23 protein-coding genes are annotated in these 24,194 nt (G+C 37.1%); 15 read left to right on the forward strand and 8 right to left on the reverse strand.

Annotated elements, in window-relative coordinates; translation table 11 throughout:
* From BLR36_RS17110 to putP, 3 genes are all read right to left on the reverse strand, one after another.
* Positions 1-1,131: an ATP-binding protein gene (locus BLR36_RS17110; RefSeq protein WP_093062950.1), complete on the reverse strand. Its 1,131-nt coding sequence runs from the start codon at positions 1,129-1,131 to the stop codon at positions 1-3.
* Positions 1,132-1,222: 91 nt separating this feature from the next.
* Positions 1,223-2,275 carry a Delta(5) desaturase DesA gene (locus BLR36_RS17115; protein WP_093062951.1) on the reverse strand — a complete coding sequence of 351 codons (1,053 nt, stop codon included), beginning with the start codon at positions 2,273-2,275 and terminating at the stop codon, positions 1,223-1,225.
* A 174-nt stretch (positions 2,276-2,449) separates the two neighbouring features.
* Positions 2,450-3,937, reverse strand: coding sequence for a sodium/proline symporter PutP (gene putP / locus BLR36_RS17120; protein ID WP_093062952.1), 1,488 nt, complete (start codon positions 3,935-3,937; stop codon positions 2,450-2,452).
* 135 nt (positions 3,938-4,072) lie between these two features.
* Here putP and BLR36_RS17125 point away from each other — a divergent pair, with 135 nt between their 5' ends.
* The 3 genes from BLR36_RS17125 to BLR36_RS17135 are packed head-to-tail and all read left to right on the forward strand — an operon-like array spanning position 4,073 to position 8,833.
* Positions 4,073-5,236: an exonuclease SbcCD subunit D gene (locus BLR36_RS17125; RefSeq protein ID WP_093062953.1), complete on the forward strand. Its 1,164-nt coding sequence runs from the start codon at positions 4,073-4,075 to the stop codon at positions 5,234-5,236.
* Complete coding sequence (locus tag BLR36_RS17130; RefSeq protein WP_093062954.1) at positions 5,233-8,313, forward strand: AAA family ATPase; 3,081 nt, start codon at positions 5,233-5,235, stop codon at positions 8,311-8,313. The genes BLR36_RS17125 and BLR36_RS17130 overlap by 4 nt, the downstream gene beginning before the upstream one ends.
* 7 nt (positions 8,314-8,320) lie before the next feature.
* Positions 8,321-8,833: a nucleoside deaminase gene (locus tag BLR36_RS17135; protein WP_139185118.1), complete on the forward strand. Its 513-nt coding sequence runs from the start codon at positions 8,321-8,323 to the stop codon at positions 8,831-8,833.
* A 453-nt stretch (positions 8,834-9,286) separates the two neighbouring features.
* Here the strand turns inward: BLR36_RS17135 and BLR36_RS17140 are convergent, their stop codons facing one another.
* Positions 9,287-10,588, reverse strand: a complete 1,302-nt coding sequence (locus tag BLR36_RS17140) for a M48 family metallopeptidase (protein WP_093062956.1) — start codon at positions 10,586-10,588, stop codon at positions 9,287-9,289.
* A gap of 148 nt (positions 10,589-10,736) precedes the next feature.
* Between BLR36_RS17140 and BLR36_RS17145 the strand changes: the two genes are divergently transcribed.
* From BLR36_RS17145 to BLR36_RS17160, 4 genes are all read left to right on the forward strand, one after another.
* On the forward strand, positions 10,737-11,558 hold the full coding sequence (locus tag BLR36_RS17145) for an ABC transporter permease (RefSeq protein WP_093062957.1): 822 nt from the start codon (positions 10,737-10,739) through the stop codon (positions 11,556-11,558).
* A 4-nt stretch (positions 11,559-11,562) separates the two neighbouring features.
* Complete coding sequence (locus tag BLR36_RS17150; RefSeq protein ID WP_093062958.1) at positions 11,563-12,342, forward strand: ABC transporter ATP-binding protein; 780 nt, start codon at positions 11,563-11,565, stop codon at positions 12,340-12,342.
* 11 nt (positions 12,343-12,353) lie between these two features.
* Positions 12,354-13,439 (forward strand): ABC transporter substrate-binding protein, encoded by a 1,086-nt coding sequence (locus BLR36_RS17155; RefSeq protein WP_093062959.1) that lies wholly within the window; start codon positions 12,354-12,356, stop codon positions 13,437-13,439.
* Positions 13,440-13,566: 127 nt separating this feature from the next.
* Positions 13,567-14,019 carry a YaiI/YqxD family protein gene (locus BLR36_RS17160; protein WP_093062960.1) on the forward strand — a complete coding sequence of 151 codons (453 nt, stop codon included), beginning with the start codon at positions 13,567-13,569 and terminating at the stop codon, positions 14,017-14,019.
* Here the strand turns inward: BLR36_RS17160 and BLR36_RS17165 are convergent.
* A complete protein-coding gene (locus BLR36_RS17165; protein ID WP_093062961.1) occupies positions 14,016-14,879 on the reverse strand; it encodes a glycerophosphodiester phosphodiesterase family protein in 864 nt (287 codons plus the stop codon). The genes BLR36_RS17160 and BLR36_RS17165 overlap by 4 nt on opposite strands.
* A gap of 167 nt (positions 14,880-15,046) precedes the next feature.
* On the opposite strand from BLR36_RS17165, the gene BLR36_RS17170 reads away from it, so the two are divergent.
* From BLR36_RS17170 to BLR36_RS17190, 5 genes are all read left to right on the forward strand, one after another.
* Positions 15,047-15,994 carry an oxygen-dependent tRNA uridine(34) hydroxylase TrhO gene (locus BLR36_RS17170; protein WP_093062962.1) on the forward strand — a complete coding sequence of 316 codons (948 nt, stop codon included), beginning with the start codon at positions 15,047-15,049 and terminating at the stop codon, positions 15,992-15,994.
* A 266-nt stretch (positions 15,995-16,260) separates the two neighbouring features.
* Positions 16,261-16,707, forward strand: coding sequence for a GNAT family N-acetyltransferase (locus BLR36_RS17175; RefSeq protein WP_093062963.1), 447 nt, complete (start codon positions 16,261-16,263; stop codon positions 16,705-16,707).
* Positions 16,708-16,718: 11 nt separating this feature from the next.
* Positions 16,719-18,026, forward strand: coding sequence for a D-serine ammonia-lyase (locus tag BLR36_RS17180; RefSeq protein WP_093062964.1), 1,308 nt, complete (start codon positions 16,719-16,721; stop codon positions 18,024-18,026).
* Between the two features lie 114 nt (positions 18,027-18,140).
* On the forward strand, positions 18,141-18,530 hold the full coding sequence (locus BLR36_RS17185; RefSeq protein WP_093062965.1) for a GntR family transcriptional regulator: 390 nt from the start codon (positions 18,141-18,143) through the stop codon (positions 18,528-18,530).
* Complete coding sequence (locus BLR36_RS17190; RefSeq protein WP_093062966.1) at positions 18,527-19,633, forward strand: DUF1648 domain-containing protein; 1,107 nt, start codon at positions 18,527-18,529, stop codon at positions 19,631-19,633. Before BLR36_RS17185 ends, BLR36_RS17190 begins: the two co-directional genes overlap by 4 nt.
* Positions 19,634-19,755: 122 nt before the next feature.
* On the opposite strand, the gene BLR36_RS17195 is transcribed toward BLR36_RS17190, so the two are convergent.
* The 3 genes from BLR36_RS17195 to BLR36_RS17205 form a co-directional block, all read right to left on the reverse strand.
* Entirely contained in the window at positions 19,756-20,196 is a 441-nt protein-coding gene (locus BLR36_RS17195; RefSeq protein WP_093062967.1) for a peptidylprolyl isomerase, read from the reverse strand.
* 123 nt (positions 20,197-20,319) lie between these two features.
* The gene (locus BLR36_RS17200; protein ID WP_093062968.1) at positions 20,320-20,520 is read right to left on the reverse strand and encodes a hypothetical protein; all 201 of its coding nucleotides are present in this window, start codon (positions 20,518-20,520) and stop codon (positions 20,320-20,322) included.
* An 84-nt stretch (positions 20,521-20,604) separates the two neighbouring features.
* Positions 20,605-21,153 (reverse strand): DUF488 domain-containing protein, encoded by a 549-nt coding sequence (locus BLR36_RS17205; protein ID WP_093062969.1) that lies wholly within the window; start codon positions 21,151-21,153, stop codon positions 20,605-20,607.
* A gap of 142 nt (positions 21,154-21,295) precedes the next feature.
* Between BLR36_RS17205 and BLR36_RS17210 the strand changes: the two genes are divergently transcribed.
* The 3 genes from BLR36_RS17210 to nhaC all read left to right on the forward strand — a co-directional run bounded on the left by BLR36_RS17210 (position 21,296) and on the right by nhaC (position 24,150).
* Positions 21,296-21,490: a YwbE family protein gene (locus BLR36_RS17210; RefSeq protein WP_093062970.1), complete on the forward strand. Its 195-nt coding sequence runs from the start codon at positions 21,296-21,298 to the stop codon at positions 21,488-21,490.
* A gap of 29 nt (positions 21,491-21,519) precedes the next feature.
* Positions 21,520-22,617, forward strand: a complete 1,098-nt coding sequence (locus BLR36_RS17215) for an amidohydrolase (protein WP_093062971.1) — start codon at positions 21,520-21,522, stop codon at positions 22,615-22,617.
* 129 nt (positions 22,618-22,746) lie between these two features.
* A complete protein-coding gene (nhaC, locus tag BLR36_RS17220) occupies positions 22,747-24,150 on the forward strand; it encodes a Na+/H+ antiporter NhaC (RefSeq protein ID WP_093063010.1) in 1,404 nt (467 codons plus the stop codon).
* The last annotated feature ends 44 nt before the right edge of the window (positions 24,151-24,194 follow it).

Consider the following 24,194-nt stretch of genomic DNA (forward strand, 5'->3'; position numbering starts at 1 on the left):
CTATTCCTCCTGACTTGGTTGTTGTATAACATTAGGGATTCGTATATTCAATGTTGTTCCGTTTTCCGAATGAATATCTAATGTGCCATTTACAAATTCTAATCTTTCTTTTATGCCGCGTAGACCATGTCCTTTAGACCAATTTACTTTCTCTCCCAACCCTTTGCCATTGTCATACACTTTTAGTAAAGTTTCTTTTGCCGATTGTTTAATAGAAATGGAGCAGGTAGAAGCGCCACTATGCTTCACTACATTGTTTATCGCTTCTTTTAAACACATACTGAGTACATTTTCTACAAGCAATGGCGTGTTTACTAATTTTGGTGTGCCACTAACGTTACACTTTATCTGTGCAGCTTTTAGGATTTGATTGATTCGGAATAGTTCATCCTCTAGTTTTGTTCCACGCATATTTGTTACGAGTTCTCGAACCTCTTTTAATACTGAACGTGCTGTCTGGTTAATATCCAATATTTCCGTTTTAGCAGCCTGTGGATTTTTTTCGATCAATCGGCTGGCTAAATCACTTTTAAGTCCTATTAGTGAGAGCTTTTGTCCAAGTGTGTCATGCAAATCTCTTGCAATCCGTTCTCTTTCCTCAATTATAATATACTGAGAAATTTTCATTTGTGCTTCTTCTAATTGATCTTCTAACGCCTCACGTTGATTTCGGGTATATGTATTAAAGGGCAATAATATAACCCCTATCAAACAAATGATAAGAAATGGTAGGTGGGAGAGGAATAATTCGGTTTGGATGAAAAATCCTATAGCAACGGCTGCAATAGTAACTACTAAATGAATACTATAAATTACAAAGAAGCCCACTCGTCTTTTTATATTCCCAATTAAAAAGGATAAGAAGATGGAAAAATATATGTAACCGTATAAATAAGTCATCCAAACACTAATCGAAATTTCTAAAGCAACGGAGAAATATAATAACCAACCTTTAGCTGAAAAAGAAAGTCGGTAAGCGATAAAAAAAAGTAATGTTAGTGCTAATCCTATAACAATCTCTATAGGACCCGTGGATCTAAATATAAAAAAGAATGGAAATATGCAAAAAACAATCCAAGCATAAATACTTAGCCAAGGATATTTGGGGAATATTTGATACCATTTGGACATTTTCTTCACCTCTTTTAAAGTGATACACTTTCACTCATTATAATGCAAAAACCATTCCTAAGTAATTACGGGAATGGTTTTTACACAAATTTTACTTACTTTCAAAGGATGAATTTTTTGAATTTACATTTACAGTTTGCTTAGAGTTCTTTAATAAGTGTTTAATTTCTTTGAAGTTCACAAAGCTTTTGTTATCTTCATCGAATAATCGGAAATGGATAGACTCTAAGCTCTTACGTAAATTAATCGTCGTAGCCTTGTGTAAAGGTGGTGTTGAATCATGAGCTTTTTCTAAGTTATAGTTAGGAACCCTTGGACTTAAATGATGCACATGATGAAATCCGATATTTCCAGTTACCCATTGTAAAACTCGAGGTAACTTGTAATAAGAGCTTCCTTCTATAGCAGCTTTTACATAATCCCATTCAGATTCATCTTCAAAATAGGAATCCTCAAATTGATGTTGAACGTAAAATAACCAAATTCCTAAAGCACCTGCAACGAACAGAATAGTACCTTGAATGATCGCAAATGCTTGCCATCCGATTAACCAAATCATCAATGCATAAATAACAATTACAGAAATATTGATTAAATACGTATTGTTACGTTCTTTTGCAGGGGCACCCTTACGGTTAATCCGATTGCTTACTAAGAACAGTAACGCAGGTCCTAAACCGAACATAACGATTGGATTTCTATAGAGACGATAAGAAAGTCTTTTCATAGGTGATGCTTCAATATATTCTTCGACTGTCATCATCCAAATGTCGCCGACTCCACGTTTGTCTAAATTTCCACTAGTAGCATGGTGAATATTATGCTCGCGTTTCCATTTTTCATAAGCGAAGAGCGTAATGATTCCAGTAATAGTACCTGTAATGTTATTAGCTTTTTTATTTTTAAAGAAAGATCCATGTGTACAATCATGAAAGATAATGAAAATACGAATGACAAATCCAGCTGCGATAACAGACAAAGCAACAGTTAGCCAAACAGATACATCTAAACTTTTATATGCTAAAAACCATAAAATAAAAAATGGTGGGATAGTGTTGATTAGTTGAACAATACTTTTTTTAAGTTCGGAGTTTTCAAAGGGTTTTACATTTTTACGTAATGCGAGTGTTTTTTCTCTGCTCATAATATTCCTCCAGTTGTGAATTATTATCTTAATAATAATAAAAATCACAAATTAGGAGTAGGCATAAACGTCAAGTCATAAGTATGACAAGTGTCATATAGGACATATAGAGCATTATTATTTATACAAGAAAACAGCATCTCATTAAAGAGATGCTGTTTTACGTTTTTTATATCATTCTTTACTTTCCTTCAACAAACGTAACGTTTCATCGAATTCTTTTTCAATTTCTGCATTCGGTTTGTATGTCATTAAGCTGACTACAACCGCTACGATCAAAGCAAGTACAAAACCAGGGACGATTTCATATAATGCTCCTGAAAGTGCATCATTATTACCCCAGATTACTACAACAATAGCACCTACTACCATACTTGCCAAAGCACCAGCTGAAGTGATTTTTCTCCAGTAAAGTGATAATAAGATAACTGGACCAAATGCTGCACCGAAGCCTGCCCATGCAAATGCTACTAGACCTAAGATTGTCTCATTTTGTTCCCATGCAAGGATTGCAGCAGCAATGGAAACTACTAATACGGCGATACGTCCATAGTTTACATACGTTCGGTCCGATGCATCCGTTTTAATAATAGCTTTGTATAAATCTTCTATTAATGCTGAAGATGTAACGATTAATTGAGAAGAAATTGTACTCATAATAGCCGCTAATACAGCAGCTAATATTAAACCAGCTATAAATGGATGGAAAACAACTTGCCCTAGTACAATGAATACTGCCTCAGGACTTGATAGCGTTACCTCAGGATTTTGTTGGAAGTAAGCAACTCCAACTAGTGCAGTAGTAATTGCACCAACAAGACTTAAAATCATCCAGCCAATACCGATTCTGCGAGCTTGTTTTGTTTCTTTAACAGAGCTAATAGCCATAAAGCGAACGATAATATGTGGCTGCCCAAAGTAGCCTAGTCCCCAGGCTATCGAGGAAATGATACCTGCAGCAGTTGTCCCAGCAATAAGACTTAAGTGAGTAGGGTTCACAGCTTTAATTGATTCCACTGTTTCACCGATTCCACCAGTCAAAAATACACCAAAGATAGGTACACATATTAAAGCAAGGAACATAAGTAACCCTTGAAGGAAATCTGTGTAACTAACCGCAAGGAATCCTCCAAATAATGTATAAGCTACAACTACCCCTGAAACGACTAAAAGTCCTGTATGATAGTCTAAACCGAATGAGCTCTCAAAGAAAACTCCTCCTGCTACCATTCCAGAGGATACATAAAACGTGAAAAATAGTAAAATGATTAAACCGGATGCAATACGTAATAATCGAGATGATTGCTTTAAACGACTTTCTAAATAACTAGGAATCGTAATAGAATCGCTTGATACTTGCGTGTATACACGAAGTCTTGGTGCTACATAAAGCCAGTTTAGATATGCACCAATTGTAAGTCCGATAGCAATCCAAGCTTCACCCATACCTGATAAATAAATTGCGCCTGGTAATCCCATTAGTAACCAACCAGACATATCCGCGGCTCCAGCACTAAGTGCCGTAACAGCAGGGCCAAGTGAGCGTCCACCGAGCATATAATCCGTTAAATTGGCGGTTTTTCTGTAAGAGTACCAGCCAATTGCGAGCATTGCGATCATATAAATAATAATGGCCGTAAGTTGATAAGTTTCTGCTGACATAATAAACATCCTCCTCCCAAACTTCATAATAACATGGTAAGAATTAAGGTGCATTAAATATTTTTCAATACCCATAATTTACTATTATTTTAGAATAATGAAAAAGTGTTTTTAAAAAAGAAGGAGTGCATTTCAATGAAATTTTTCCACACAGCAGATTGGCATCTTGGTAAATTGGTACAGGGTGTATATATGACAGAGGACCAACGTGTTGTATTGCAACAATTTCTACAAGCAATAGATATAGAAAAACCAGATGCCGTAATTATTGCAGGTGATTTGTATGATCGAGCAGTTCCCCCAACGGAAGCAGTGCATCTACTCGATGAAATGTTTGCTGAGATTGTATTGAAACACAAAATTCCCTTATTAACTATTGCAGGTAATCATGATAGTCCAGGACGCCTAAACTTTGGAAGTAAACTAATGAAAGAAACCGGCTTACATATTGTGGGTCAATTAAGTCGAGATATACAGTCTGTCATTTTAAATGACCATTTTGGTGAGGTGCATTTCCACCTTGTACCGTATGCCGATCCTTCACAAGTTCGATACCTATTGGAAGAAGAGACAATTATTACACATAACCAGGCTATGAAAAAAATAATAGAATCAATAGAAGAGAAGATGGATAAAACGAAAAGGCATGTATTTATAGGACATGCATTTGTGACTCCCCATGGCCAGGAGGAGGAAAATACAAGTGATTCTGAACGTCCTTTAGCTATAGGCGGAGCAGAATATGTGGATGCTAGTCTGTTCAAACCGTTTCATTACACAGCTCTTGGTCATTTACACCAGGCTCACTATGTATTAAACGAAACAATTCGATATTCTGGGTCTCCACTGAAATATTCAATTTCCGAGGAGCACCATAAAAAAGGCTTTTTCATTGTAGAGATGGATGCGGACGGTAATACGAAGGTCGACAAAAGATTACTTGAACCTCATCGAGATATCCGCACTGTAGAGGGGTTTTTACAGGATATATTAAAACAGCCTGTTAGCGAAGACTATGTGTTCGTGAAGCTATTGGATGACACCCCAATTTTATCTCCAATGGAACAAATACGAACAGTCTATCCTAACGCTATGCATGTAGAACGTAAAGCGTTCCAGTTAATGGCTCTGTCAGAAGAAAAGAAAGTTGGACGGATGAAAAAGGATGAGTTCACCTTATTTCGTTCGTTTTACACAGAAGTCAGTGGAAAAGAAGCATCAGAAGAAACGGAACAAATTTTTAAAGACGTATTAACTGTATTAGCACAGGAAGAACGGGAAGGAGGAAAAACCAATTGAAACCAATTCAACTGAAAATGAGTGCGTTTGGTCCATACAAATTTACCGAAACGATTGATTTTACAGAGCTAAACGGCAATCAGCTATTTGTAATTTCTGGAGCAACTGGAGCGGGGAAAACGACTATATTTGATGGTATTTGTTTTGCTCTATATGGAGCAGGAAGCGGGGAGGATCGTCGCGATACGAAAATGATGCGTAGCGATTTCGCAACGGATGATACACATACTTCTGTTGAGCTGATCTTTGAGATACATAATCGACGTTACCGTATTTTAAGGCAGTTAGCTCATGTGAAAAAGGGAAATAAAGGTGCAACAGGTGAGCGATATGAATTTTTTGAAGTACAAGCAACTGGAGAAGTGCCTGTAGTAGAAAGACAGATTGTATCGGAGATTAACAAAAAAATAGAAGAAATAATTGGATTGACTTTAGATCAGTTCAGTCAGATTGTCATGCTTCCTCAAGGGGAGTTTAGAAAGCTCCTTACGTCTACTACAGAAAACAAAGAGGCAATATTACGTAAAATTTTTAAAACAGAGCCATACAAAATGATTCACGAAAAGCTCAAAGAGAAAAAGGTTATTGCAGAGGCAGAACTTAAAAAAGAACAATTGACACAGGATAATTTTACGGAAAAGATTATTGCTACATTTCCTAATCGACCGTCTAATCTTTTTCAATTAATTGAGGAAGATAACTTTAATATTTTTCAATTAGTAGAAGCATTAAAAGAAGAGATTAGTTTTTATAAAGAGAAGATAGCATTAGATGAGCGTAATAGCGAAGAAGCATACGAGATGCATATGAACAAACAAAAGGCTTACCATGAATCGAAAGTGATCAATAACCGCTTTAGCGAGCTAGAAGTAAAAGAGAAACAACTGGAGGCATTAAAAGAACGTAAAGACGAATTCATACAGAAGCAGCAACAATTAGATTCTTCTGAACGTGCAAGCATTATAGAACCTGTTGAAAATTATTTTAATGAGCTCGAGCTAGAGGTTAAAGGAAAGCAGAATCAATTGGAGAAAGCACAGAAAGAAAAAGTCATTGCAGAAGATAATTTGCAGCAAGTAGAAGTTATCTATGCTAGAGAATCCAAAAATATAGAGTCAAGGGAAAAAAGTGTGGAGACAGTTATCTATTTAAATAGTCTACTACCTATATTTGAGGAGTTAGAGATTAAAAGAAACGAGCTATTGTCACTAGAAAAAAGCAGCACACGCTTAGAACAACAGCTTTCGACAATTGCAGTAAATCTCCAAGATCAAAAGGAACTGGGTAGAGTACAGAAACTAGAAATAGAGAAACTAGAAGAACTAATAGAACCGTTAGATAGTAAAGTCCAACAACTTACATTGCTCCAAGCACAGCACAATAAACTTCAAGAATATAAAGTCGTTGATCAAGAACTACATATGCTAATTACGGAAGAAACAAAACAACAAGACAAGTTTGAACAAAGTAAAGAAGCATATGAAGACATTGAACAACTGTGGATAGGGAGTCAGGCCAGTATACTTGCATCTAAACTAGTAGAGGGTGAGCCATGTCCAGTATGTGGAAGCAAAGATCACCCCAATACCCACACTGGGAATGATGAGCGGTTTGTTGATGAAAGTGCGCTTCGAATGGCAAAAGCAACATTAAATAAGGAAGAATCTACTTTATTAACTTTTAAGGCGAAAAAAGAGACTGCAGAAGCCCAAATACAAAAGGTGCTCGTTCAATTGGAGGAATATGAAGTAGATGCTGGATTAGTGGAGCAAGTAGAAACGGATCTGCTAGATCTGCAGCGAGAGGTTCAACAGCTCCGCCTAGAAAAAGAAACGCTTTCTTCCTTAAAGCAACCTTATAAAGAGACCTTAGCCAAAGTTGAAAAGTTAGAACAAGAAAAACAAGAGGTGGAGACATTATACAGGGAGCAGTCTAGCCAAGCGAAGCAAGCAAAAGCGGTATATGAATCGAAGCTTTCGACAATACCTAGTCATATACCGACTTTACAAGACCTACACACAGAAATTGATTATGCGAAGAAACAAAAAGAACAATTGGCACTTGCGTGGGAAAATGCACAAAATAGAATGAAATCTTCCAATGATGCATGTACAAAAGCCCGCATAGCAATAGAGCATACACATAAGTCTTTACAGGAAGCTGAAGTAAAACGAGATAAAGCTCTAGCACAATTCAAAGAATCTTTAAGCAAAGCCTCGTTTGAAACATTAGAAGTATATTTGGCTGCTAAGCTGACAGAAGCAGAGCGCTCAGTCTTGAAAATACAATGTGAAGAATATAAACAGCGGACTCATACATTAACGGAGCAGGTAAGAGAAGGGAAAGTCCAATTGGAGAACAAAACTAAAGTGGATTTGTCTCCTCTAGAAGCAGAATTGGAGCAGCTAAAAGAAGAATATGAAAAAGCACTGGCTACTAGTAATAGTACAAAGGAATACGAAAAAGCAGGAAGAGAAATAGAAGAAAAGATTGCCTCTACTAGTGAGAGAATCACACTGTTGGAGGAAAAAGTACACCAAATTATAGATCTCTACGACATATTAAGAGGTCACAACCAACTAAAAATATCATTTGAGCGATATGTCCAAATTGAATATTTGGAGCAAATTGTACTGGTGGCAAACGAACGCCTAAAGCATATGTCGAGTGGTCAATTCCAATTGCTACGAAGTGAAAGACAGGAAACGCATGGTAAGCAAAGCGGTCTTGGATTAGATGTATACGATGCTTATACAGGTCAAAAACGAGACGTAAAAACTTTGTCAGGGGGCGAAAAATTCAATGCCTCTTTATGTCTGGCACTAGGAATGGCAGATATCATCCAAAGTTTCCAAGGTAATATCCGTATTGAAACAATGTTTATCGATGAAGGTTTTGGATCCCTCGATGAAGAATCTTTAAACAAAGCCATTGATACATTAATTGACTTACAAAAATCAGGTCGTATGATTGGCGTCATCTCCCATGTAGCAGAGCTAAAAGCAGCCATCCCTGCTATTTTAGAAGTAGAAAAACAAAAAGAGGGCTATAGTAGAACAAAATTTGTCGTTAAATAAAGGAGATATTCACATGGAACAGGATAGATTCTTTTTAGAGTTGGCATTGGAAGAAGCAGAGAAGGCATTGCAGGAGAACACGTATCCTGTTGGTGCGATAATCGTAGATGAAGATTTCAATGTGGTCGGAAAAGGTAGAAATAGAGTGCATTCTAGCCAAGATATCACAGCCCATGCTGAAATAGACGCTATGCGAAATGCGGGACATGCAATCTTTGATGCCAAAATTAACAACAAAAAATTCACTATTTACAGCACATTGGAGCCTTGTCCTATGTGTACGGGAGGAATTTTATTTGCTAAAATTCAACGAGTTGTCTGGCTACTAAATGACGAACCAGGGTTTGGTGGATATAAGAAGATAAAGGGTTCCTCTGTATTCGAGGAGAAATTTAATCGAATTGAAATGGTAGAGGAGCCATTGGAAGATTTGAAAATGAGGCAGCTAGATTTAATGGCTAATTGGGCAACGAACCCTAACAATGTGATCTCGCTGCGTCAGAAGATAAGGCTGCACTAATAATAGTAGTCAAATATAATATAGTGACAAAGCAGACTGTTATTTAGGGATACTATTCAGTAATGAAGGTTGAAGAAAGTAGATTTGCTTTTATACTAGTGGAAATAAGGAAAAATAGTAAGTGTTTACTAAATAAAGTAGCACAATAGCGAACGAAATTGTATTTTCGAGAGCTTCCTATATGAAAAAGAAAACATCTTTTTCCTAGTTATACAAAAAGGATTAACCTGTTTCTAAGAGTTGCAGGAGGACGACAGACAGATAAAGTGAAACTTCAATTAGTGGGGCTTCAACCCCACTGATTGTTAGTTGAACCATTCAGGCATTAACGGGCAGTTGGTTACTGCCCGTTAATGCGGGACAAAAGTCATAAGATTACCGAAAAAAATTAAGTCTGACCAAAGTCCTTCCAAACCTGTAGAAACAGGTTTTTTCTTTCCTTAAGCTTAATACCTATTTGATAATATTTAAAAATTCTTCCTCGCTATACACCTCAAGCATGTTTAAAGCAGAATAGCCTTGTGGATCTTCAATTTTTGGATCTGCCCCATATTCATATAGGAGAGCAGCCATTTCATAGTTATCGTATTCCAATGCAGCAGTTAGCGCATTGGAGTAATTATCCGATGTATTTGGATTAGCTCCAGCCTCCAACAATATCTGTGCTATCGTAATATTGCCTCCGTATATTGCATAATGGAGAGCAGTTGTCTGCTCTGAATCCTTCTCCTCTAAATCCGTTCCACTAGATACAAGCTTTTTAACTTCTTCATCATCGCCATCTGAAACAGCTTCCATTAAAGGTGTTAATGTCAAAGAATAATCCGAACTTAAATAGTCTTCTTCAGGAGAAAGTTCATTTAAAAAACCTTCAGAAAACAAACTAGCATATGTTAAAGTCCCGGCTGTAAATAAAGCTATTACTGCAATATAACCAACAAAGAAAATTCCAAAGAATGCACCTATACCAAGTGCGATTTTACTGGAGTTAGAGTAGTATTTTGGTGTGCCTTCTATTTGCATAAAGTTCCCAACTGCTTGAATTCGTTTTGGTAAAAGCGGATGGGTAGATAACACTTCGCTTAACCATACGGCAACATTTGACTCCGTATGGATCTGTTCCAAATAAGCATCTTCGTTTACTTCTGTATATAACCTTTTTCCAATTCCAAGAATTGTAAGTGCATGTTTAGCAGCCACACCATTTTGTATAAAATAGGCCGCCTCTCGATCACAGGTATATTCACATGATCTACTATACGCTTGTGCAAGAAATGGTATGAACTGTGCAGGCATGATTAAAATATTCTTCCACACATGTCTCCTTTTGACATGAGAAAGTTCATGCGCAATGATGAAATCGAGCTCGGCTTCTCCTTTTTCTCTAGCAAGCTCAAAAACTTCCGAATAAATAACTACCATATTTCTACCTAGAAATCTTGTGGCGAATGCATTAAATGCTCCTTCTGAATGGATAACGAACACATCAGGAACTTTTTTTAAGTTCATTTTTTCCGATAAATACAAGACGCGTGCGTATTCATCTGGAAACTGTTTTTCGCTAATACGTATCCCATTGCCACGAATAGATCCGAGCATAATAACATTTGCATAAAGCAAAAATGCGAAAAGAATAAGTAAAATTGCGATTCCGAATAAAGATACAATAGCAAGTATGTATAATAACAAACTAAAAATAATGCTAATAACGAAATATGGAATTTCCCTATTAGAAGTTAAATCCCTCGATGACAAATTAAATGACCTCCCTACTAAATATTTATTAACTTACCAAACTTTGTATTTCCCGTCAATTTGAAAAATCTTTTTAAACGTTAGTATTTCAAAGTCTTTCACACAATTTCCACTATCATCATATTATTTTTACAAGAGGTGGTGAAAAATGCAGGAGGAAAAAGAGGGCAAATTATACAATCCCTATGAAACGGAACAACAGGAATGGAAGAAGCAACAGGTAAAAGAACGCGGAAAGCAATTACTAACTATTGTTTCTCCTATTTTCATTCTTTTACTATGGGAAATTTGTTCAAGAACAGGTGTACTTGATATAAGATTTTTTCCACCACCATCTGCCATTGTTTCTACTTTTTTTGAATTGATGACAAGTGGGTTGCTATGGACTCATATTTCCGTCTCTTTATATAGAATTGCCGCTGGATTTTTATTGGGGGTTATACCAGGAATACTTATCGGACTTCTCATGGGATTGTATGCACCGATCCGGCATTTTATCTCGCCGATTATCATGGCATTTATGCCTATTCCAACTTTGGCTTTACTCCCTATTATTATTATCCTTTTTGGTATTGGAGACTTTTCAAAAGTTGTTACGATTGCAGGTAGTGTATTTTTCCCGGTGGTCATCAATACTGTCGCTGGTGTATTGAATATAGAAAAAGTTCATTTAGATGTAGCCAAAAATTATGGAGCAAGTCCAACCGACTTCTTTCTTAGAATTGCATTCCCAGGTGCACTTCCCGTAATGCTAGAAGGTATTCAGATGGGGCAGGCGATTGCACTTCTTACGATTGTCGCGGCTGAAATGATGGGTGCCACATCAGGTATTGGTTATTTGATCTGGACTTCCTACAAAGCATTTATGTTAAAAGAGATGTTCGTCGGATTGATACTCATTTCTTTCTTTGGATTTTTGTTTTCTCTTTTCTTACGTGGTCTACAAAGAAAAATTGTCCCTTGGAGGTGATTAAATGGACCAACCAGTGAAAATTTCTATCGATAATCTGACGAAAGTATTTTATAAGAAAAATAATAGTGTAACAGCTATACAAAATATTACGTTAAATGTTGCTGAAGGCGAGTTTGTCTGTATAGTCGGTCCAAGTGGATGTGGGAAAACAACTTTACTGCGAATTTTAGCTGACCTGGAGCAGCCAAGTTCGGGTACATTTTCAATCGAGTCAGATACAGACTTTCGACCACTACAATCGATGGTCTTCCAAGAGAAGGGAGTCATTCCCTGGTTGACTGTGGAAGAAAACGTTGCATTTGGACTGAAGATGCGTCATTTGCCGAAAGAATTTGTTCGTAAGCAAACCAATTATTATTTGAAAAAAGTTGGTCTTACCAAATTTTCCAAGCTATACCCGAAAGAACTCTCCGGCGGTATGAAACAACGTATAAGCATCGCACGTGCATTTGCGAATGATCCCGAAATTCTACTAATGGATGAACCATTTGCAGCACTGGATGAACAGAACAAATTCATCTTACAAGAAGAACTGCTTTCTATTTGGTCCGAGACAAAAAAAACGGTGATATTTATTACGCATAGTATCGATGAAGCTTTGTTATTAAGTGACCGTATCGTGTTGATGAGTGCTCAACCAGGAAAAATAGTAGAAGAAATAAAAGTTCCTCTACCAAGACCACGTACGATCGAGCAAGTTCGTGCAAATCTGGAAATGGCTGAGCAGTTTATAACAATTTGGAATCACCTGCAACAGGAAGTTCAAAAGTCGAGAAAGTAAGGAGGAAATGTGTGAAAAAGTGGTTTTTTTTAATAACCGTGTCTATTGTACTTTTACTTGGTGCATGTAGTTCTAAGGATAAGGACAATACATCTGGAGTAAATGATGAGGTGAGTAAAGACAATCCTTCGGGAGATCTTGCACCGCTAGATAAAAAAGTAAAGGTTATTATTGCAGAGGATGGATCTGCCTCTGGAGCGGGATTTTATATTGCAAAAGAAAAAGGATACTTTGAGGAGTACAATATAGATGTAGAGTTTGCAGTGTTCTCGAATAGTGATGAAATGTTGCCAGCTCTTGCCTCTGGAGATGTAGATATCGCAGGAGGGGTATCGACTGCGTCGTTCTTTAATGCCATTGCACAAGGAATTGACGTGAAAATTATTGCAGACAAAGGGCATAATGTTCCAGGAAAATCCTACTTTTCATTTGTAATAGGAAATCAAATGGTAGATGAAATAAAAGATTATGAGGATTTTAAGGGTAAAAAGATTGCCATATCCTCTAAAAACTCGATTGATGAATATATTTATTTGGAAATGCTAAAGCATGCTGGACTAACGTCTGAAGATGTGGAGTTAGTATTACTTGCGGATTTCGGGAGTATGCTAGGTGCCATTGAAAACGGATCGATTGATGCAGCACTTCAAATAGAGCCTTTAATAGCACAAGGGATTGAAAATGGATTTCATCATCGCTTTGGAGATGCAACGGATTATGCACCAGAATCTCAAATTGCAATGGTTCTTGGATCTCCACAATTTATGAGTGATGAAAAAGATGTATCTCTACGGTTTATGGCTGCCTATTTAAAAGGAGTTCGTGACTATAACGATGCCTTTATCAAAGGTGAAAACAAAGCTGAAATTATAGATATTATGACTAAGCACACATCATTAAAAGATTCTGCTCTTTGGGAAAAAGTATTTGTAACTGGATTAGACCCAGATGGGAAAATGTTTTTAGACGATGTGTTAAAACAATATAATGCTTACAAAGGAAATGGAGCTATTAGCGGGGAAGTAGACTTTGATAAGGCAGTGGATACATCTATGACTGAAAAAGCGGTAGAAATATTAGGAGCATACGAAAAGTAAAACGTCCAGTATCTTGGACGTTTTTTTCACACATGAAAATGAAGCAGCAGTTTTTCTAATTCATTGTACTTTACTAAATTGGATATAATACAATGGAATACAAGCAAGTTAAAATGAGGTGCATAAAATGGTGAATATTTTAGTCGATGCAGATGGGTGTCCAGTAGTGGACTTAACTATTCAAGTGGCAAGAAAATTTAATATGAAGATAACTTTGCTTTGTGATACCGCGCATTATATGCAACGAGATGGTGCAGATACAATAATGGTATCCAAAGGAGCAGATGCAGTAGATTTTGTTCTAGTTAATAGAGTAAAAAAAGGTGACATTGTCGTGACCCAAGACTATGGTTTAGCGGCGATGGTTTTAGCTAAACAAGGGTTTGCAATCGATCAAAACGGGAGATGGTATACACCTGAAAATATTGAACAGCTTCTCGATAGTCGCCATATATCCAAGAAGATTAGACAGGCTGGTGGTCGTTTGAGGGGACCAAAAAAACGTCAAAAAGAAGACAATGAAAAATTTGAAACAAGCTTTCATAAATTATGCGAGCATGCTCTACAAGCAGGATTCTAACCTCCATCCTTTAAGATGAGCTCACTTAATGTCGGATTGTCTATAAAGATTCCGTTTGCATCAAGTTGAATTGCATTTTTCATATCTATTTCATTTTTAATAGAAAAAAGGTGAACTTGCAACCCATTCAATTGTGCTTCATGAATAAAATCTTGGTCAGCTGATTTTATATGCATCCCTATTCCACTAGCATATCCTCGTAAACGTTCAAAGTCCAAATTAGATAAAGTGGCTTTCTCTTTGAAACTAAGCAGTTGAATAAGAGGAAGCGACGGCTCTAGTGCGTGGAGTTTTGTTAAGCTGTCTTCATTAAATGACTCTAAAATAACTTTTGGCAAATTGTTATCTTCTTGTATTAAATCATATTTTTTTATTAGAGCAACAACCTTCTCTTCCATTCCTTCATAAATACGTGGTGACTTCAATTCAATATAATAGTTCACATCATCTCCGAAATGCAAAAAAATCTCCTCTAAAGTAGGTACCTTTTCTTGTTCAAACTCTCTATTAGCCAACCCGGGATTTGCTTCATTAAACCATTTCCCAGCATTTAAATTTTTTAACTCCTTCAAAGTATACTCTTTTACAAATCCAGTTCCGTCAGTTGTCCGATCCAACTTTTCATCGTGCATGGCAACTAGTACTCCATCCTTCGTCATTTGTAAATCAATTTCAATGTAATCTACGTTTGCTTGATGAGCTATTTCGTATGCAGTCATTGTATGTTCGGGTGCAAAAGCAGAAGCTCCACGGTGTGCAATGAACAAAATCTCTTGAGTTTCAATAGGCTGTATCGAATCCTGACTGGCACAGCCTGAAATTAAACTTAGGACAACAAGGAATGAGAAAATTAACCGCATTAGAGTCTCCTTTCTAAGCTTAACTTGTTGGAATTATTATATATATTCGAATACACAAGATGATATTTAAAAGTACAACCATATTTTAACTAAACAATCTATTTAACAACTAGCACTTTTTTTGGTATATTAGACGGTGGACAAAATTAGAAAAGGTGGAGTAAAAAATGGAAACAAATGCATACAGAGTATTACTTTACTATAAATATGTCCCAATTGAAGATCCGGTAACATTTGCACAAGAACATCTTGCAGCATGTAAGGAAATTGGGTTAAAAGGGCGTATTTTAGTATCAGATGAAGGAATAAATGGAACGTGCTCAGGAACGATCGAACAAACTGACGCATATATCAACATGATGAAAGCAGACGAACGCTTTGCAGACATGGTGTACAAAATAGATGAAGCAGAAGGACATGCCTTCAAAAAAATGCATGTTCGTCCGAAGAAAGAAATCGTGCATTTAGGATTAGCAGAAGATATTAATCCAAATGAACTAACAGGACAATATCTTTCTCCAAAAGAGTTTTTCGAACAAATGCAAGCAGAAGATACAGTCGTTATCGATGCTCGTAATGACTATGAATTTGACCTAGGACATTTCCGAGGAGCAATACGACCAGATATCCGCAACTTCCGTGACTTACCAGACTGGATGCTAGAGAACAAAGAAATGTTTGAAGGTAAAAAAGTACTGACATATTGTACTGGTGGGATTCGCTGTGAAAAATTCTCAGGTTGGTTAGTAAGAGAAGGTTTTGAAGGTGTAGGTCAACTACACGGTGGAATCGCTACTTACGCCAAAGATCCAGAAGTACGCGGTCAACTATGGGATGGCCAAATGTACGTGTTTGATGAGCGCATCGCTGTGCCGATTAACCAAGTGGAGCATGTCATCGTAGGAAAGGATCATTTCACAGGAGAGCCATGTGAACGTTATGTAAACTGTGCAAATCCTGATTGTAATGATAAAATCCTTTGCTCAGAAGAAAACGAACACAAGTATTTACGCAGTTGTTCCGATGAATGTCGTGAGCATCCACGCAACCGCTATATTGCAGAACATAAGTTATCTGAAGAAGAAGTAGAAGCTAGACTAGCTGCTATAAAATAACATACGAAAGCCCATGCAGGTTGACTAGCATGGGCTTATTTTTTTTGTGAATTTCTTTTGGTTTTACTTTTTAAATATAGTTTCGTTGGACCAATTACTGATTAGATTCCGTTTCTTTAAGTCACGCTGTAATCTAACGTGTAGCGACCACGTGACAGTATAATAAGTGGATGATTTAAATATATTAAACGTATAGAGGGGATTCGCCTTCCTTTATAGAAAGTAACAAAGAGTTCATTTTTCAAAAATAGAATGGAGGCACGTATATGTCAATCGAAGTGAAAAATATTTCAGATTTGAACGCAGTCAACGTATCCAAACTAATTCAAGAAAGTGAAAAAGAAGGGTATCGCTTCGTGTCCAGATTAGCATCAGAATATGAAGACGGAACACATCGTTTCAGTGAACGTGGAGAGGCAATTTATGGCGCATGGGATGAAGATGAACTAGTAGCAATTGGTGGTTTGTTTCGAAATACCGCTAGCGAGGCTGACAACTCAGCTCGACTATACAGATTTTACACTTTACCTACGTATCGTCGAAGAGGTGTAGGAAGTGAACTATTAAAGGCAGTTTCTGAAAACGCCAAAGGCCATTTTAAAGAAATAACGACAAAGACAGAATCAGCGAAGGCAGATTCATTTTACCGTGCGAACGGATTCATATTTGACGAGCGCTCACCGGATGTTACGCATGTGTTGAGCCTAGAATAGAAAGGGTTTACATTATGGATATACAGCAATTAGGAATGACTTTTCCTTTAATCTTTAATATGCAAAACAAAGAAGAAATAATTTGGTTCAATCCTAGTATTATAAAAGCAGGAGATGCATTAAAAAACGTATCTGTTACTGCTGAAATGGTGCAAGATGCGAGCGATCGTTTAGATCGCTTTGCCTCTTATTTACGTATTGCTTTCCCAGAGACAGAAAAAGCAAAAGGAATTATTGAGTCGCCACTTGTGAAAATTCCAAAGATGGCATCTGCCTTAAAGGAATTCTTTCAAACAGAGTTGACTGGAGAATTGCTTTTAAAATGTGACAATGCCTTGCCAATCTCGGGATCTATTAAAGCACGTGGCGGAATTTATGAGGTTCTTAAAATTGCAGAGCAGCTGGCAATAAAAGAAGGTTTACTGAAAGAAACAGATGACTATGCAGTACTCTACACTGAAAAATTCAAGCAATTTTTCTCTAACTATTCCATTGCAGTCGGCTCTACCGGGAATCTAGGGCTCAGCATAGGGATAATGAGTGCGAAGCTTGGATTTCAAGTAACTGTTCATATGTCTAGCGATGCGAAACAATGGAAAAAGGACATGCTTCGTTCAAAAGGCGTAATAGTAGTAGAATATGATTTTGATTATAGTATTGCAGTATTGGAAGGTAGGAAGCAGGCGGAAAAGGATCCTTCTTGCTTTTTTATAGACGATGAAAATTCTATCGATTTATTTGTAGGTTATGCCGTTGCAGCAAGTAGGCTAAAAACTCAATTGGAACAATCGAAAATCATAGTTGACGCCGAGCATCCGCTGTTTGTATATTTGCCCTGCGGAGTTGGTGGGGGTCCAGGTGGAGTAGCATTTGGACTAAAGTTGTTATTCGGAGATCATGTGCATTGCTATTTCGCGGAGCCAACAAGTTCTCCATGCATGCTCCTAGGGCTAATGACGGGATTACATGAGAAGATTTCCGTAGCGGATATCGGACTTGATAACAAAACGGATGCGGATGGATTAGCTGTCGGCCGACCATCTGGATTTGTGGGGAAAACTTTAGAGAAGCTTATTAGTGGAAGTTACACAATTAATGATAAAACGTTATATGAGCTACTAGCTTTATTGGCAGATACCGAGAATATTTTATTAGAGCCATCTGCACTCGCTGGAATGACAGGACCAATTCACCTGACTAAACAAGGAGTTTCCTTACAAAATGCAACTCATATTGTTTGGGCAACTGGCGGAGGAATGGTTCCTTCTAAGGAAATGAAGGTCTATTATGAAAAAGGAAAACAATACCTTATAAAGTAAATGCCTATCCTACTTAGATTTTAAGTAGGATTTTTTTATTTGGTAATTGCTCTACTATATGTATAACAAATGTGTTATGCTATATGTATAACAGAAATAAGAGAGGGTGACTTCATGTTTATTGAGATAAATTCTAATTCTGATGTCCCCATTTATTTGCAGCTTGCCCACCAACTAATGGAGGGAATGGTACGAGGTGAACTAAAAGCAGGAGACTCCCTACCATCTGTAAGAGCATTTGCGAGCGATCTCGGGATGAATATGCATACAGTTAACAAGGCTTATCACTATCTAGAAGAAAAAGAGCTTATACAAATAGTGGCAAAATCAGGTGTTATTATTCAGCCAAATGTTGTTTCGAAGGCGACTGAAGAAAAAAAGCAAAAACTAGTAGCGCAGCTACGTCCATATGTAACAGAAGGGTTAGTTCTGAACCTCTCAGAAGAGGAACTAGTACTAATGGTACGTAAGCTTGTACAAAACATTGAGGAGGGGAACGAATGATTATTGCGCTTTTTGGATTCATTCTATTATTTATCACTGTTTTACAAGCATTTATGCCAAAATTCTTAAAGCCAACAGAAGCATTTGGTGTGTATGTGCCAGAAGGACATACGAAAGATTCAGTGGTGGTAAAACACAAATCCAATTACACAAGATTTGTATTAACATTCGGCATAATCTTATTTTTCGGCTACCTATTGTGGGGAATGACGCAAAATCCATCAGAGGAAATGCTAGTTCTAGTGAGTGTGATTGTTCAGTTTATCACTTTATTCGTGAGCATCAGTTACTATTTTATGATGCATGTTCGAGTGAAAAAACTGAAAGAGACGCAAGGATGGTTAGATGGTAAGAGCGAAGTGAGAGTAGTAGATGTAAAATTTCAGGAAAAGCTCAAGCTAATACCTCGTGTAATCTTTATCATTCCTATGATTGTTACTGTAGGTTTAATCATTTATACATTTATGAAATATGATCAAATGCCAGAAATGATTCCTACGCATTGGGGACCAACTGGGGAAGCAGATGCGTTTAGTGAAAAAACATATTTTAGTGTAATTGCACTGCCGCTTATATTACTCGTAATGCAAGTTATGTTTCTTTTAATGAGTGAGGGGATGAAATTTTCGGGTGCCCGTATTAATCCAGTCAACAAAAAAACCTCACTTGCACAACAGCTTGCATTTAGAAGATATACAAGTTTACTTGCGCTCTTCATCACAATTGGGATAACACTTCTGCTAGGATATTTCCATTTACAAACGATTCACCCTGAAATCTCGTCAGCTTTAGTCATGTGGTTTTTACCTTTAGCTTTTTTAATCCTAATATTTATTGTTATCGGTATTTATGCTATCAAAGTAGGGCAAAGTGGATCTAAGTTAAAAGTAGAAGGAGACAGCCCAACGGTAGAAAACAAGATAGCTATTGACGAGGACCGATACTGGAAGGGCGGCCTGTTTTACATGAACAAAAATGATCCGAGCATTATGGTGGAAAAGCGGTTTGGTGTAGGATGGACATTAAATTTTGCTCATCCAATAAGCTGGATTGTATTACTTGTACCTCTAATTCTTATATTTGGAATATCGTTATTATTATAAGAAAAGCAGCTACCCAAGTTTTTGGGAGCTGCTTTTTGCTTATTCTTTAGGAAATTATAAAATTCTTTGGAGTGTAGGAAACTCTCTACAAGTGAATCTCCGTCCAGACTCCAGTGCTATTATTATTCAGCGTCGAAAACTTCTACTTTTTCCATTTTAGCGCCGTTTTTCATCGCTTTTGCTACTTCAAGACCACTTGTTACTTTACCAAAAACAGTATGAACACCATTTAAGTGTGGTTGTGGCTCATGCACGATGAAGAATTGGCTAGAACCTGTATCTTTACCAGCATGCGCCATAGAAAGGCTTCCTGCTTCGTGTTTGTGTGGGTTTCCAACAGTTTCACATTTGATCGTTTTGCCGCTTCCGCCCATACCTGTACCAGTTGGGTCTCCACCTTGGCTAACGAAGCCAGGAATTACACGGTGGAAAACTACTCCGTTATAAAATCCGCTGTTTGCTAACTCTTCAAAGTTTGCTACTGTGTTTGGTGCCTCATTTGGGAATAAATCAAATTCAATTTTTTCTCCAGAATCCATTAAAAAATAACCTTTTTTTGTCATTTAAAACACTCCTTTTTTCAAATAAATCCTTCATCAGTATAGCATGTACGTAGTGCATTTTCCAAAAACAGAGACTTCACACGAAGTTATTTAAGGATATAACAATCAGGCTGTTATTTATGCTCATTTATCAGTGTCTCTTTTAAATGCAGTCCAGCCAACATTATTTTTTGCTTGATTAAATGTATCAATCAAATCTTGTCCGCTAAGTCCATTCGAATCCATACTTTCTAGTAGTTGCTGCGCAAAATTATCTGAAGTTTTTGCGTTTTGTTTTGTTAGGAGCCTTTCTTTCGAAATCATTACTTTTCGGAAACACGTCATCTTGTAGCCACCCTGCTATTAATGTCGATCATTTTTGCCATTATACCAAAGTGAGAATACAAGTTATATTTTCTGTTGGATAGGCTAAAGAGAAGGATATGTTACTACCCCACTTTCATTAACTTGTGCAGGAGCTCCCCAAATACCAACTTCATGATACACTAATTCAATTTCACCATCTTTTCCATCGATAATATGCTTTACAATATGACCGTTCGCAACTAGCCAATTGCTGATCAGTAAACGATGACAGCGAGAAGGATGGCGTTCCGAACAACAATAGGCTGTAGTTTTATCTTTGGCCATTTCTAAGAGTCTATTTATACCTAATTGAAAATCCTCCGATAAAGTATAGTCAGCATAATTATGAAAAGATTGGTTGCGCCATCCTGCGTTTATCTCTTCGCTTATTTCTTTTGACTTTTTACGTCTGCCTCCAAGTTTTGAAAAATGTTCGTATAGTATTCCTTCTTGAGAAAGCCATTTAGGAAATTCATCTTTTGAAAATTGCGGCCATTTTCTACTTCCTGGAAATGCCCTAACATCCGCTAAGAGCTCGATATTATTCTCTATTAACATTCTCGCGAATAATTCCTGTGAGTGGCTGGAGTGTCCAATTGTATATATTTCCATTCTCTTCACCTCTTATTCTACGAAATCCCTTCTTTTTAATATTCCTGTTCGCTTGATGCACTAAACATTACTGGACATCAAGTAATATAATACTGAAAGGGAAGAGAGAAAGTGGTACGATACAAAAAGAGGTGAAGCTAAAATGAATGGGCAAAATAGAAAAGACGTAAAACCAGGGTTGGAAGTATATATTATTTTGAAAAAAGACCAACGATCAGGAGAAAAAACAAGAGGTATTGTGAAAGATCTCTTAACGAATTCTTCTTTTCATCCACATGGCATAAAAGTGCGATTGACAGATGGACAAATAGGACGAGTTTGTGAAATCATAGGATAAATTATCGCGTTAAAAAGGAGTGTAGTTAAATGCAAGTTGAAGGTCAAATTTTACAGTGGTTTAACCACTTTCATAAATATCCAGAAATCAGCTGGAAGGAATACGAAACTACGAATAAACTCGCCGAAATTTTAGATGGTTTAAATATTTCCTATCGAAGATTTGACGATGTAACCGGATTACTAGCAGAAATCGGAGAAGGAACAGAAGTAATTGCTGTTCGTGCCGATATTGATGCGCTATGGCAAGAAGTAAATGGAGAGTTCCGTGCCAATCATTCTTGTGGACATGATGCCAATATTTCCATGGTATTGGGAGCGTTATTGCTATTGAAGGATGAAAAACTAAACAAACGAATTCGTTTTATCTTCCAGCCGGCAGAGGAAAAAGGTAATGGCGCAAACTCCATGATAGACCGAGGAGCCCTGGAGGACGTCACACATCTTTTTGGAGTACATTTACGACCGATTGAGGAACTTCCATTTGGAAAAGTTGCACCTGCTATACATCATGGGGCAGCATTGTTTGTAGAGGGTAAGATAAAAGGAATTGATGCTCATGGTGCTAGACCTCATCAAGGAAAAAACGCAATCGATGTAGCAATGGCCATTCATCAAGCGTTGAAAAATATATACTTTTCACCATTCGAATCGTATTCTGCGAAGTTAACGAAGATTCAAGCAGGTGGAGAGAATTCAAATATTATTCCAGGTATTGCTACATTTTCAATCGATGTGAGAGCGGCGAAGAATAGTATTTTATTTCAAATGAAAGATCGGATCGACAAAGACTTGAATACAATTCAACAATTATTTGATATAGAAATCGAGTGGGAATTTCAAGACATTACACCAGGTGCTGAAGTATCGAAGGAAGCATCAGCAGTTGCAAAAGCAGCAATTATTGAAACTATAGGTATGGAAAACTTAGCAGAAGAAGTAATTACTTCAGGTAGCGATGATTTTCATTTTTATACTATTAGACATCCTGAAGTAAAGGCTGCAATGATTGGCATTGGCGCTGATTTGTCACCAGGATTGCACCACCCTAATATGACTTTTAACAGAGATTCTTTACTTATGGGAGCTAAAGTAATAGCGGAAACGCTTTCAAGTCTATCAAAATAGTATTGACTAGCTCCCCATTTCCATTTATTATTACTCTATTAACGACTATTAAACGTCAATTTAGAATTGTCGTAATAGTTGTGAGGGGGAAATGTTTTGGAAGAAAAGAAAGCGGTTACTAAAAGGGAAATGTCATTGCTTTGGGCGATTACGCCATTACTAGTAATGATTATTACTATGGTTATTACAATAATAAATTTAGAGCAGGGACCACATATTCCATTAATCGTTGGAACAACTGTTGCTGCAATTGTTGCATGGAAACATGGATTTAAATGGTCTGATATCGAAGAAATGATGTACAAAGGTATTAAACTGGCACTACCAGCAGTAGTTATTATTATTTTGGTAGGATTAATAATTGGTGCATGGATTGGCGGCGGAGTTGTTGCAACTATGATTTATTATGGTTTGAAAATTATTACTCCTGCTTTCTTCTTAGTAACTATTTGTGTTATTTGTGCTATTGTTTCTCTTGCAATCGGTAGTTCTTGGTCGACTATGGGAACAATTGGTGTTGCGGGAATGGGTATTGGACTTAGTATGGGAATTCCAGCTGGAATGATTGCTGGAGCCGTAATTTCAGGCGCTTATTTTGGAGATAAGATGTCACCATTATCCGATACAACAAACCTTGCAGCGGGGTTAACAGGAACAGATCTTTTTGTTCACATTAAACATATGTTATTTACGACGATACCAGGAATTTTAATTGCTTTAGGAGTATATGCATTCCTAGGAAATAGCTATAAATCAAGTAATATTGATCAAGAAGCTATTAATCAAACGATATCTATGTTAAATCAAAGCTTTGTTATTTCACCATGGTTATTATTAATACCGCTTGCAGTAATTGTATTAGTAGCACTGAAAGTACCAGCTATACCGGCATTGATCGTGGGAATTTTATTAGGGTTCTTATCTCAAATACTTATCCAAGGTGGAAGCGTTGCAGATGCAGTTGGGGCTCTACAAAGTGGATACGTGATTGACACTGGAAATGCGATGGTTGATGATTTGTTTAACCGTGGTGGTTTAGATTCAATGATGTACACTGTATCCATGACGATTGTTGCAATGACATTCGGAGGTATATTGGAATACTCCGGAATGCTACAATCTATCATGCGCCAAATCTTAAAATTTGCAAAATCAGCGGGATCTTTAGTAGCTTCAACAATTGTTGCTTGTTTTGCAACAAATGCTACTTGCTCAGAGCAATACATTTCCATCGTTGTTCCAGCTCGTATGTTTTCAACTACGTATACAAAAATAGGATTACATTCTAAAAATTTATCGCGAGCTTTAGAGGATGGGGGAACACTTACTTCGGTCTTCGTTCCTTGGAATACGTGTGGAGTGTTTATTTTGGGAACATTAGGCGTAGGGGTAGCAGAATATGCCCCATTTGCTATTTTAAACTTTGTGGTACCAATTATTTCTATTATCTATGCAACAACAGGCTTTACAATTCAAAAAATATCTGAATCTGAAAAAGCGGCGATATTAAACAAAGAAGCTGCAGAAGCATAAAAATGTGCAAGCACTAAACATAAAAAAGGGGGTTCTCGTGGAAC

Source organism: Psychrobacillus sp. OK028, from assembly GCF_900103605.1.
Classification (GTDB): Bacteria; Bacillota; Bacilli; order Bacillales_A; family Planococcaceae; genus Psychrobacillus.

Coding starts and splice junctions, on each gene's coding strand:
- BLR36_RS17110 (WP_093062950.1), bottom strand. CDS start 1,131: ATGTCCAAATGGTATCAAATATTCCCCAAATATCCTTGGCTAAGTATT.
- BLR36_RS17115 (WP_093062951.1), bottom strand. CDS start 2,275: ATGAGCAGAGAAAAAACACTCGCATTACGTAAAAATGTAAAACCCTTT.
- putP (WP_093062952.1), bottom strand. CDS start 3,937: ATGTCAGCAGAAACTTATCAACTTACGGCCATTATTATTTATATGATC.
- BLR36_RS17125 (WP_093062953.1), top strand. CDS start 4,073: ATGAAATTTTTCCACACAGCAGATTGGCATCTTGGTAAATTGGTACAG.
- BLR36_RS17145 (WP_093062957.1), top strand. CDS start 10,737: ATGCAGGAGGAAAAAGAGGGCAAATTATACAATCCCTATGAAACGGAA.
- BLR36_RS17150 (WP_093062958.1), top strand. CDS start 11,563: ATGGACCAACCAGTGAAAATTTCTATCGATAATCTGACGAAAGTATTT.
- BLR36_RS17160 (WP_093062960.1), top strand. CDS start 13,567: ATGGTGAATATTTTAGTCGATGCAGATGGGTGTCCAGTAGTGGACTTA.
- BLR36_RS17165 (WP_093062961.1), bottom strand. CDS start 14,879: ATGCGGTTAATTTTCTCATTCCTTGTTGTCCTAAGTTTAATTTCAGGC.
- BLR36_RS17170 (WP_093062962.1), top strand. CDS start 15,047: ATGGAAACAAATGCATACAGAGTATTACTTTACTATAAATATGTCCCA.
- BLR36_RS17175 (WP_093062963.1), top strand. CDS start 16,261: ATGTCAATCGAAGTGAAAAATATTTCAGATTTGAACGCAGTCAACGTA.
- BLR36_RS17185 (WP_093062965.1), top strand. CDS start 18,141: ATGTTTATTGAGATAAATTCTAATTCTGATGTCCCCATTTATTTGCAG.
- BLR36_RS17190 (WP_093062966.1), top strand. CDS start 18,527: ATGATTATTGCGCTTTTTGGATTCATTCTATTATTTATCACTGTTTTA.
- BLR36_RS17195 (WP_093062967.1), bottom strand. CDS start 20,196: ATGACAAAAAAAGGTTATTTTTTAATGGATTCTGGAGAAAAAATTGAA.
- BLR36_RS17200 (WP_093062968.1), bottom strand. CDS start 20,520: ATGACGTGTTTCCGAAAAGTAATGATTTCGAAAGAAAGGCTCCTAACA.
- BLR36_RS17205 (WP_093062969.1), bottom strand. CDS start 21,153: ATGGAAATATATACAATTGGACACTCCAGCCACTCACAGGAATTATTC.
- BLR36_RS17210 (WP_093062970.1), top strand. CDS start 21,296: ATGAATGGGCAAAATAGAAAAGACGTAAAACCAGGGTTGGAAGTATAT.
- BLR36_RS17215 (WP_093062971.1), top strand. CDS start 21,520: ATGCAAGTTGAAGGTCAAATTTTACAGTGGTTTAACCACTTTCATAAA.
- nhaC (WP_093063010.1), top strand. CDS start 22,747: ATGTCATTGCTTTGGGCGATTACGCCATTACTAGTAATGATTATTACT.